Source organism: Streptomyces sp. HD, from assembly GCF_028369295.1.
Classification (GTDB): Bacteria; Actinomycetota; Actinomycetes; order Streptomycetales; family Streptomycetaceae; genus Streptomyces.
Genome location: NZ_JAQMYP010000024.1, coordinates 135,276 through 146,433, shown reverse-complemented (window position 1 = coordinate 146,433; position 11,158 = coordinate 135,276). Strand labels below are relative to the sequence as shown.

Annotated in this window: 8 protein-coding genes; 4 read left to right on the top strand and 4 right to left on the bottom strand. The window is 70.7% G+C overall.

From position 1 onward, the window contains the following. Positions 1-104: 104 nt before the first annotated feature. The 3 genes from POF73_RS23815 to POF73_RS23805 all read right to left on the bottom strand — a co-directional run bounded on the left by POF73_RS23815 (position 105) and on the right by POF73_RS23805 (position 5,360). Entirely contained in the window at positions 105-1,118 is a 1,014-nt protein-coding gene (locus POF73_RS23815) for a (-)-alpha-amorphene synthase (RefSeq protein WP_272118812.1), read from the bottom strand. Next, the gene (locus tag POF73_RS23810) at positions 1,102-2,592 is read right to left on the bottom strand and encodes a cytochrome P450 (protein ID WP_272118810.1); all 1,491 of its coding nucleotides are present in this window, start codon (positions 2,590-2,592) and stop codon (positions 1,102-1,104) included. Before POF73_RS23810 ends, POF73_RS23815 begins: the two co-directional genes overlap by 17 nt. Before the next feature lie 329 nt (positions 2,593-2,921). Next, on the bottom strand, positions 2,922-5,360 hold the full coding sequence (locus POF73_RS23805) for a penicillin acylase family protein (protein ID WP_272118808.1): 2,439 nt from the start codon (positions 5,358-5,360) through the stop codon (positions 2,922-2,924). Positions 5,361-5,480: 120 nt separating this feature from the next. Here POF73_RS23805 and POF73_RS23800 point away from each other — a divergent pair, with 120 nt between their 5' ends. Next, positions 5,481-6,980, top strand: a complete 1,500-nt coding sequence (locus tag POF73_RS23800) for an acyl-CoA synthetase (RefSeq protein WP_272118807.1) — start codon at positions 5,481-5,483, stop codon at positions 6,978-6,980. Here the strand turns inward: POF73_RS23800 and paaK are convergent. Further along, the gene (paaK, locus tag POF73_RS23795; protein ID WP_272118806.1) at positions 6,977-8,272 is read right to left on the bottom strand and encodes a phenylacetate--CoA ligase PaaK; all 1,296 of its coding nucleotides are present in this window, start codon (positions 8,270-8,272) and stop codon (positions 6,977-6,979) included. The genes POF73_RS23800 and paaK overlap by 4 nt on opposite strands. 220 nt (positions 8,273-8,492) lie before the next feature. Between paaK and POF73_RS23790 the strand changes: the two genes are divergently transcribed. The 3 genes from POF73_RS23790 to POF73_RS23780 all read left to right on the top strand — a co-directional run bounded on the left by POF73_RS23790 (position 8,493) and on the right by POF73_RS23780 (position 11,139). Then, the gene (locus POF73_RS23790; RefSeq protein ID WP_272118804.1) at positions 8,493-8,978 is read left to right on the top strand and encodes a cation:proton antiporter regulatory subunit; all 486 of its coding nucleotides are present in this window, start codon (positions 8,493-8,495) and stop codon (positions 8,976-8,978) included. Between the two features lie 6 nt (positions 8,979-8,984). Next, positions 8,985-10,256: a cation:proton antiporter gene (locus POF73_RS23785; protein WP_272118802.1), complete on the top strand. Its 1,272-nt coding sequence runs from the start codon at positions 8,985-8,987 to the stop codon at positions 10,254-10,256. A gap of 157 nt (positions 10,257-10,413) precedes the next feature. Further along, positions 10,414-11,139, top strand: a complete 726-nt coding sequence (locus POF73_RS23780; RefSeq protein ID WP_272118801.1) for an alpha/beta fold hydrolase — start codon at positions 10,414-10,416, stop codon at positions 11,137-11,139. The last annotated feature ends 19 nt before the right edge of the window (positions 11,140-11,158 follow it).

Here is an 11,158-nt window from a genome sequence, read left to right as displayed (position 1 = left end):
GCCCCCCCCCCCCCCCCCCCCCCCCCCCCCCCCCCCCCCCCCCCCCCCCCCCCCCCCCCCCCCCCCCCCCCCCCCCCCCCCCCCCCCCCCCCCCCCACGGCGGCTCAGCTGAGGGCGCCGGCGGACGTCAGCGTCGCGTCGGCATAGCGCGGCACGGTGCGGGACCAGTAGTAACAGCCTCGGATCCAGCCGGCCATGCCCTCCACATAGCCGATCCCGGCCGGGCTCAGCTCCGGTTTGATCTCCTCGTAGAGCCGCTCGAACTCGCTGATCGTGCTGTTGATCTGCCGTATGGCCAGCATGACCGCCATCGGCAGGGAGCAGCGCAGGGCCCGCTGGTGGGCGAGGGCCAGATTGATCACTCCGCCCGCCCGCTGCTCCTTCACCGCGGAGAACAGGTCCGGTATCCACACCGCCGCGTCGGCCGACAGCCGGCCCAGGCGCTCCATGACGGGGTGGTGGAGTTCCTCGGGCGCCAGCTCGCACGGCTGTGCCGCTTCGGCCAGCGGGTAGAAGGGCTCGACGCCCGCCGTGAGCGAACGGATCGACGTGCTCAGCCCCATCCGCGGGGGGAGGGGGTGGGCCTGGGCCACGGCCTCGTACAGCAGGCCGTGCACGTATTCGCGGCTCTTCCACGCCCAGCGCGCGGCCTGTGCGGGTGTGCACCGCTCCTGGACCTGCCGGTGGAGATCGCCCAGCGCCGCGCCCAGCACCGTGGTGGGTGCGGCGCCGTCGCGCAGGATGGCGATGCTCTCGCACAGCATCGGGAGCAGTCGCTCCGGTGACCGTCGCCCGATTTCCTCCGCCCTGTCGTCGAAGACGAATTGATAGGCGATCTGATTGGACACGATCTGGAGAATGTCCAGGTCCACGGTCGGGCTGTTGTAGGACGCGAGTTCGGCCGGCCGGGTGAAGGCGATCATCGTCGCCACACCCACTTCGTCGGTCAGTCCCCACCGGCGTAACCAGATGTCCACACCCGCGGCCGCGTCGGACGTATGGGGATTGGTGAGGAACGGGAAAGGCATGTAGAGATGGGCGTCGATCAGTTCCTTGAGATTGGAAGTCGCAGTTCCGCCCTGAGCGGCGAACGCGACTTCCTCATGCGTCGTCCACACCGTTGTCACCTGCCATTCGGGATGTGTGCGTGCGGGGTGCTGTGGTGGGGGGTGCGGTGGTTGTCGAAGGGGCGAGAGACTGCGCGCGGGGCGAGGTGCCGACCGGCACGTGCTTGCGCTGCTCGCAGATCATCACCAGTGACCTCGGCCCCAACGTCGCGCCGGGACGCGGCTGTTCGACGGGGCCGGGCAGATGCCGCAGGCGCCAGCGGCCGGCGACGGTGGCGAGGGCCACGGTCATCTCCGCCATGGAGAGCACGTCGCCGATGCACTTGCGACTGCCCGCGGCGAACGGGATCGTCGCACCGTACTGTTCGTCGGCGGCCCGGTCCGGGAGCCAGCGATCCGGGTCGAACCGGTCCGGATCGGGGAACGACGCGGGATCGTGGTGCATCAGGTAGGGGCTGTACAGGACGGTCGCCCCTTGAGGGAGACGGCAACCGGCGAACTCCGTTTCCCGGGTGGTGACGCGGGTGAAGAGCCAGCCGGGCGGTGAGTGGCGCAGCGTCTCCATGACGACGGCTCGGGTGTGGACGAGTCGCGGCAGATCCTCGGGACCGGGGCGCCGCCCTCCGGCGAGCACCGCGTCCACCTCGGCGTGCAGGCGGCGCTCCGTCTCCGGATGCTCCGCCAGCAGACTGAAGGCGGAGGCCAGGGCCATGGAAGGGCTCTCGGAGCCGGTGAGCAGGAGTGAGACGAGGTGGTCGTGGACCTCCTGTTCGGTGATCGCGCCTGCCGAGCCGTCGTCACGCGTGGCCGCCAGCAGCGTCCCCAGCAGGTCGTCCCGGGGAGTGCCCTGGCGGCGCTCGGCGATGGCCGCGTCGATGATGGCGTGCACACTGTCGACCGCGCGCCGGTAACGCCGGTTCGCGGGTGTGGGCACCCGGAACAGGGCCTCGACCGGCACGACCGTGCGCACGAACAGGCCGCGGACGATCGCGGCGAGACTGTGCCGCACCTCGGTGGACGTCGCGGCGTCCATCGAGTCGGAGAAGAGGACGCGGCTGACGACCCCGGTCGTGAACGCCATCGTGGCCGCGCTGACGTCGACCCGCTGCCCGGGCCGCCAGTCACGGCACACAGCCTCGGCCTCCTCACCCATCCACTCCGTGTGATCGGCCACGCGGGAGGGGCGGAAGTCGGGTTGCAGCAGTCTGCGCTGCCGCCGATGCTCGGCGTGACGGCACGTCACCACCCCGTCGCCCATCAGCAGCCGCAGCCTGTCGTACTGCGTGCCTCCCTTGTCGAAGGTGCGCGTGTCCTTGAGCATCCGGTGGACCAGTTCCGGATGGCACACCATCCAGGCGCGCTGGGGGCCGAGCCGAATTTCGACCAGGTCCCCGTGCGCGGGCAAAGAATTGAGAAACTCCAGCGGCCGCCGGAACAACGCGATACCGTGACCGAGCAGTGGGAATATGCCTGGAGCAGTACCAGTCCTCCATGCCCGTTCCTGTTCAGGTACGGCACGGCTCATGAGAAACCTCCCGCTCAAACGCGGCACGCGAAATCGGTGAACGTGCCACGGACTTGACACTTGTGACAAGTCCTGCCCAGTCCGGGCGGTGTCGGGTTTCCCGAAACCTTTCTCCAGAGGGGCGCACGGGAGCATCGGGGAAGCAAAAGAAGCGCAGGAAGCATTCGGGAACGGTCGTTGATGCATCATGCATGGACCGCGGTGCTCACTCGTCGCTCAGGAGCCACTCCAGAGTGGTCCCGCCCCATGTGGCCTCAACCCATGTGGCCTCAACCCATGTGGCCTCAACCCATGTGGTCCCGCCCCATGGGGGACGGGACCACACCGATTCAGCGTTCGCGTACGTGCACGATCTTCAACGCGGGCGACGCCAGGATGTCCTTCTCGCAGAAGCGTGCGGTCACCCACTTCTCACCGGAGAACAACCGGGTCTGATCGCTGAAGTGGGGCGAATTCGGGTTCGAGGACTGTGAATACGTCAGCAGCGTACGGGCCACCGGGCAGCGGCTGCCGTCCCAGCCCACGGCCTGGATGTGGCTGGAGCCCGTCGTCACCTCCGAATAGCCGCCACGCGCCTGGTCCCACACCGGCTCGACCTTGTTCCACACGCCCAGCCCCTCTGCGCCACCGGGGACCGGGATGCGCTGCCCGTTCCGTACGACGACCTGGTGCTCGCCGAGGCGGGAGTCGAGCGCGATGCCGGCCGCCCGGAGCTCCGCGACCGCGTCCGCGAGGGCCGTGGCGAAGCCGGGGGCATCGGTGTTGAGGGTGTTCGGGGTGCGCACCGGGTCCGCCGCCGAGAACGGCACCTTCCACCGCTGGGCGGACGGCACCTTCGCCGACAGCTTCCGCCAGAACCGGTCGAAGAGCAGGGCACCCCGGCTGCCGGCGTCGGCCGTGCGGTCCCACGCCGCCAGCACCGGACAGGCCTCGGTGACGTCAACGGCCTTGCCGTCACTGCCTGTCGCCGTCCCGCCCGGCAGCGCCGCGCACGCCTTCGCCACGTCGGCCGCGGCCAGGTCACCCGCGGGCACCCGGTTCACGAACTGCTGCCGCTCCAGGTCCCGTACGGTCAGTCCGCCCCGTTCCGCCATCGCCGCCACGTCCGCGATCGCGCCCCGCGTGCGCATCGAGCGCTGCGTGCCGATGTTGCCGAAGACCCGCTCGTACCCGGTGAGCGGTCGGTCGGCGTTGGCCAGCCAGGCGCTGTCGTTGGAGTTCTCCGCGTACGGCGCGTCCCTCAGCGTCGGCATCCGTGCGGGCCCGAAGATCCCGGACTGTACGGCGTCGCCGTCGCTGCCGGGCGCGCAGTCGCCGCGGGAGCCGTCGAGGACCGCCAGACCTGCCGCCGGGTAGGTGGCCTTGCCGAGGTCGGTCGAGCACCGCGCCGCGAGGTCGTTCGTGATCCGGGGCAGTACCTGCGACTGGGTGTAGAGGGAGTGCCCCGAGGAGTCCGCGGCGATGGTGTTCACCCAGGGGAGCCCCTGGTGCCGGGTGAGGGAGGCGAGGACGTCGGCCGTGCCGCGCGCCTTGCCGAAGTCGAGCGAGGTGTCCGCGAAGCGCATGTTGGACGCGTTCGGATCATTGAGCGCGTACGCCGTCGTCGAGGTCCAGGGCAGCGGGAGCTCGCTGTCGGTGGAGGCGACGACCGGGCCGTACCGGGTCCACCACTGGGTGCGGGTCACCGGTGCGCCGTCCTTGACCGCGACGGTCACGGTCCGCTTGGTCATCCGGTGCCGCTTGCCGTCCACCACATAGACGGTGGGGTCGGCGGGATCCAGCGTCAGGCGGTGCAGATTGAACGGGACACCGGTCGACACGGTGTGGCTCCACGCCATATGGGCGTTGTAACCGATGGAGATCGTCGGCGATCCGAGCAGCGACGCGCCGGCGACGTTCAGCTCGCCGGGAATCGTCTGCTGCGCCTGCCAGAAGCGACGTCCGCCATGCCACGGGTAGTGCGGATTGCCGAGCAGCAGACCACGCCCGTCGGCGGTGGTGTCGCCGCGGAAGGCGACCGCGTTCGAGCCCATGTCCGCCGACTCGGCGGTGCGCTCCCGCACGGCCCGGATCAGCGCCTCGGCGTCCGGGCCGGTGGCCGTGCCCGCCGTGCCCTTGGCGCGGGCGGCGGATCCGGTGGGCGGCTGGGCGGACGTGATGTCGTCCACGGCGCCGCCCTGACCGCCGAGCACGGCGATGGCGTAGAAGCGGGCGGCCACGTCCAGCGCGGTGACCGACCGGACCCAGGCGGCGCCCTTGCAGGCGGGGTCGGTGATCGGGTTCTGCTTCAGCCAGGCGTTGTACCCGGCTGCGAAGCCCCCTATGAGGTCCTTGACCTGACGGCTCGGGCCGCGCGGCGCCGGTTCGGCGAGCAGCTTCTGCACCGTGCGTGCCCGACGTACGCCTCGGAAGTACAGGTCGCTGGAGAGGTTCGTGGCGGCCGAGGAGAGTGAGAAGTCGGTCGCCGCGTCCGGCCCGAAGAAGCGTGCACGCTCGCCGCGCACGGTGACGAACCCGTCGGCGAGCGTGCACACCTGGTCGGCGGCCTGCGCCCAACCGGTGCCGAAACCGAGGGACTTGTAGTCCCCGGCGACGATGTGCGGAATGCCGTACTCGGTGTAGCGGACGACGGCGGACATGCCGCCGTGCGAGAGCTGTTCTTGCCGATCTTGCCGATCCTGCCGCTCGGCCGCGGCCGCGGGCAGTGCGGCGGTGGCGGTGAGCAGGGCGACGGCCGCGACGAGGAGCCGTCTGGGGCGGGTGCGCATCGTGCCTCCCAACGTCATTGAGGGAAGGAGCCGTTGAACGTACCAACGGGTATGTGTCCCCGGCGCGGTGTTGCGCGTCGTGCTTGACCTGTCCGTGCGACGCACCGAGGATCATGTGACATGACGCCTGGACACGGCAGCACGGTTGACGGGGTGCTGCGACGCAGCGCCCGGCGCACCCCCGCGCGCGTCGCGGTCGACTACCGCGACCGCTCCTGGACGTACGAGGAACTCGACCAGGCCGTCTCGCGCGTGGCGAGCGTCCTGCTAGGCCAGGGCCTCACCCCCGGCGACCGGGTCGGCGCCTACGGCCACAACTCGGACGCCTATCTGATCGCCTTCCTCGCCTGCGCCCGCGCGGGCCTCGTCCATGTCCCGGTCAACCAGAACCTCACCGGCGACGACCTCGCGTATCTCGTCGGCCAGTCCGGCAGCTCCCTGGTCCTCACCGACCCGGACCTGGCGGACCGCCTCCCGGACGGCGTCCGTACGCTGCCCCTGCGCGACGCCGACGACTCGCTGCTGGCGCGACAGGCGACCGCGCCTGCCTACGACGGCCCGGAGGCGCGCAGCGAGGACCTGGTGCAGCTGCTCTACACCTCGGGCACCACGGCCCTGCCCAAGGGCGCGATGATGACCCACCGCGCCCTGGTCCACGAGTACCTGAGCGCGATCACGGCCCTGGACCTGAGTGCGGGCGACCGCCCCGCGCACTCGCTGCCGCTGTACCACTCGGCGCAGATGCATGTGTTCCTGCTGCCGTATCTCGCGGCCGGCGCCACCAACACGATCCTCGACGCACCCGACGGCGACCGGCTCTTCGACCTGATCGAGACGGGCGGCGTGGACAGCCTGTTCGCCCCGCCCACGGTGTGGATCGGCCTCGCGGGTCGCCCCGACTTCGCGACCCGTGACCTCGACGGACTGCGCAAGGCCTACTACGGCGCATCGATCATGCCGGTGCCGGTACTGGAGCGGCTGCGTGAGCGATGGCCGAAGCTGGCCTTCTACAACTGCTTCGGCCAGAGCGAGATCGGTCCGCTGGCCATGGTGCTGGCCCCGGACGAGCACAAGGGCCGGATGGACTCCTGCGGGCGTACCGTGCTCTTCGTCGACGCCCGTGTGGTCGACGAGCACGGCGAGGACGTGCCCGACGGAACCTCCGGCGAGATCGTCTACCGCTCCCCGCAGCTGTGCGAGGGCTACTGGGACAAGCCGGAGGAGACCGCCGAGGCCTTCCGGGACGGCTGGTTCCGCTCCGGTGACCTCGCGGTGCGCGACGCGCACGGCTACTTCACCATCGTCGACCGGGTGAAGGACGTCATCAACTCCGGTGGCGTACTGGTCGCCTCACGGCAGGTGGAGGACGCGCTGTACACGCACGAGGGCGTGGCCGAGGCCGCCGTGATCGGCCTGCCCGACGAGCGCTGGATCGAGGCCGTCACCGCCGTCGTCGTGCCGCGCGGCGAGGTGACCGAGACCGAACTGATCGACCACGCCCGCGAGAAGCTCGCCCACTTCAAGGCTCCGAAGCGGGTGGTGTTCGTGGACGAGCTGCCGCGCAACGCCAGCGGAAAGATCCTCAAGCGGGAGCTGCGGGACCGGTTCGCCGGCGGCTAACGGGGCCTGAGGTCCACGATGCGCCGGATCTTGCCGACGGAGCGCTCCAGTGACTCCGGCTCGACGATCTCCACGGTGACCGACACTCCGATGCCGTCCTTCACCGCCGCAGCGATGGCCCGCGCGGCGGCGTCCCGGGTCTCCGGCGCCGCGTCACGGCGGGCCTCCGCCCGCACGGTGAGCGCATCGAGCCGGCCCTCCCGGGTGAGCCGGAGCTGGAAGTGGGGTGCGACGCCCGGTGTGCGTAGCACGATCTCCTCGATCTGGGTCGGGAAGAGATTCACCCCGCGCAGGATCACCATGTCGTCACTGCGGCCCGTCACCTTCTCCATCCGCCGGAACACCCGCGCCGTGCCCGGCAGCAGCCGTGTCAGGTCCCGGGTCCGGTACCGGACGATCGGCATCGCCTCCTTGGTCAGCGAGGTGAAGACCAGCTCTCCCTCCTCGCCGTCGGGCAGCACCTCACCGCCGATCGGGTCCACGATCTCGGGAAAGAAGTGGTCCTCCCACACATGGAGCCCGTCCTTGGTCTCCACACACTCCTGCGCCACCCCCGGCCCGATCACCTCGGACAGCCCGTATATGTCGACGGCGTCGATGGCGAACCGCTCCTCGATCTCCCGGCGCATCTGCTCCGTCCAGGGCTCGGCCCCGAAAATGCCGACGCGCAGGGACGTACCGCGCGGATCGACGCCCTGCCGCTCGAACTCGTCCAGGAGGGTGAGCATGTACGACGGCGTCACCATGATGACGTCGGGCCTGAGGTCCTGGATCAGCTGGACCTGGCGGGCCGTCATCCCGCCGGACGCGGGGATGACCGTACAGCCCAGTCGTTCGGCCCCATAGTGTGCGCCGAGCCCACCGGTGAACAGCCCATAGCCGTACGCCACATGGACCTTGTCCCCGGGCCGCCCGCCCGCCGCGCGAATCGACCGGGCCACCATGTCGGACCACAGGGAGAGGTCGCCCTCGGTGTAGCCGACGACCGTGGGGCGGCCGGTGGTGCCGCTGGAGGCGTGGATGCGGCGGATACGGTCCTGGGGTACGGCGAACATCCCGTACGGGTAGTTCTCGCGCAGGTCGGCCTTGGTGGTGAACGGGAAGCGGGCCAGATCGGCGAGCGAACGGCAGTCGTCGGGCCGTACTCCGGCCTTGTCGAAGGACTGGCGGTAGAACGGCACGTTGTCGTACGCGTGCCGCAGCGACTTCCGCAGCCGCTCCAGCTGCACCGCCCGCAGCGCCTCCGGGTCGAGCCGTTCCCCCGAGTCCAGCAGCTCCGTCGTGTCCGCCATGGGGGCTTCTCCCTCACCAACCGCGTCAATCCGGGCGACCGATCATTCGGTCCAGTTGTTCGGGATCAGTAATCCAGGAGGTGCTTGATCGGGCAAGAGGGCGGGCCGCACTTTCCTGGACCGGCGGGAGCGGGCCACCTTCGTCCGGAGTCCTGGACGCTCGTTAAGGTTTTGGCAAAGAACGCCGCACCAGACACCTGAACGAGACATGGGGACAACCGTGGGCGCACCACGCCTGAGCAGCACACCCTTGCCCGGCATCGGGGTCCGCTACGACCTCACCACCCGCGAACAGCGCCGGCTGTCGGTGGTCGCGCACCGGGACGGATCCCGGGCACTGAGCGCCTACCGCAAGGACGATCCGGACGCGTGCGCGCTGTCGGTACGCCTCACTTCCGGCGAGGCGGCCACGCTGATCGACGCGCTGATGCCGGCCCACCACAGTCCCAACCTGCTGTCCACCACCGAACTGGGCCTCGTCGCCGAGCGGATCGAACTGTCCGCCACGTCGCACTGGAACGGACGGCTGCTGGGCGAGACGCGGATGCGCACCGAGACCGGCGTGTCCATCGTGGCCGTGCTGCGCCGCGCCGAGGCCATCCCCTCCCCGGCGCCCGACTTCCGGCTGGCCGGCGGCGACACCCTGATCGTCATCGGCACGCGCGAGGGCGTGGAGGCTGCCGCCGAGATACTCGGACGGGAGTGAGCCGCGATGCACAACTCCGCGGTCTTCCTCATCGAGTTCGGCGCGATCATCCTCGGCCTCGGCCTGCTGGGCCGGTTCGCCGCTCGCTTCCAGTTCTCACCGATACCCCTGTACCTCCTGGCCGGGCTCGCCTTCGGCGAGGGCGGGCTGCTTCCCCTGGGCACCAGCGAGGAGTTCGTCGCCATCGGCGCCGAGATCGGCGTGATCCTGCTGCTGCTCATGCTCGGCCTTGAGTACACGGCCAGCGATCTCGTCTCCAACCTCAAGACCCAGTACCCGGCCGGACTCGTCGACGCCGCGCTGAACGCGCTGCCGGGCGCCTGTATGGCCCTGCTGCTCGGCTGGGGTCCGGTCGCCGCCGTCGTGCTGGCGGGCGTCACCTGGATCTCGTCCTCCGGCGTCATCGCCAAGGTCCTCGGAGACCTCGGCCGGCTCGGCAACCGCGAGACCCCGGTCGTGCTCAGCATCCTGGTCCTCGAAGACCTCTCCATGGCCGTCTACCTGCCGATCGTCACCGCCCTGCTCGCCGGCGCCGGTCTCGCCGCGGGCAGCGTCACCCTCGCCATCGCACTCGGCGTCGCCGGACTCGTCCTGCTGCTCGCCGTGCGCTACGGCCGCCACATCTCGCGGTTCGTGTCCAGCGACGACCCGGAGAAGCTGCTGCTCGTCGTGCTGGGCCTCACCCTGGTCGTGGCCGGGCTGGCCCAGCAGCTCCAGGTCTCCGCCGCCGTCGGCGCGTTCCTGGTGGGCATCGCCCTGTCCGGCGAGGTGGCCGAGGGCGCGCACAACCTGCTGGCGCCGCTGCGCGACCTGTTCGCCGCGGTGTTCTTCGTCTTCTTCGGGCTGCACACCGACCCCGCGAGCATCCCGCCGGTACTCCTGCCCGCCCTCGCCCTGGCCGCCGTCACCGCGCTCACGAAGATCGCCACCGGCTACTGGGCCGCCAGACGCGCCGGAATCTCCGCCAAGGGCCGCTGGCGCGCGGGCGGCACCCTGGTCGCCCGCGGCGAGTTCTCCATCGTCATCGCCGGGCTCGCCGTCACCGCCGGCATCGAACCGTCGCTGGGTCCGCTGGCCACCGCCTATGTGCTGATCCTGGTGATCCTCGGCCCGCTGACAGCCCGTTACACGGAGCCCGTGGCGACCCGTCTGACGGAGCGTCTGGGCAGGCGGGCGTCTCTGACCCCGGCAAGTGGCGGGGGCGACGGCGAGGTCGATCCGCTGGAGGACGCGGCGCACGATGCGGTGGAGGGGCAGGACGTGGTCGGACGGCCCTGACGGGAGGACGGGGCGCGGATGGGGGGCGGGGGCGGGGGCCGGGCATGCGTGGGTGGATCGGGCATACCCGGCTCCGGCCGGAGCGGCAAGCACCACTACGCGGCCGACGCCGACTTGGTCACTGCCTTGCCCAACACCGTCCGGGTACTTTGCCGTTGTGGACAGAGAAGCACGCACTGTACAGGCGAACGGCATCACCCTGGCCTACCGCACCTGGGGCCCCGAGGACGCGCCGCCCGTCCTCCTGCTGCACTGCCGCGGCGCGGATGGCGCGGACTGGGCGCGGATCGCGGAAGGGCTGGCCACGGGTTCGCGGCCACGCCGGGTGTACGCCCCCGATCTGCGGGGGCACGGGCGCAGCGACTGGCCGGGCACGGATCCGGGCGCGGGGCCGGAGGTCTACCGGTACGAGGTGATGCGCGACGACATACGCGCCTTCCTCACCGCCCTCGGACTCGACCGGGTCGATGTCGTCGGCCATTCATTGGGCGGTGCGGTGGCCTACCTCCTGGCGCAGCAGTCGCCGGAGGTCGTACGACGGCTGGTCCTGGAGGACGTACCGGCCCCGATCCCGCTCGACCCGCCCCGGCCGCCCGCCGAACGGCCCGACGGTGAGCTGCCGTTCGACTGGGCGATGGTGTTGGCGACCGACATGGAGCGCAACGCCCCCGATGCTGTGTGGTGGGACCACATGGGGCGGATCACCATGCCGACGCTGCTGATCGGGGGTGGGCCCACCAGTCTCATCCCGCAGGACCAGATCGCCCTACTCGCCGGCCTCGTCCCCGACGCCCGGGTGGTGACGATCGACGCCGGGCATCTGGTCCATGAGACCCGGCCCGAGGACTTCCTGGCGGCCGTCGAGGCGTTTCTGGTGGTGTGAGGGCAGCACGGGGCGGTGG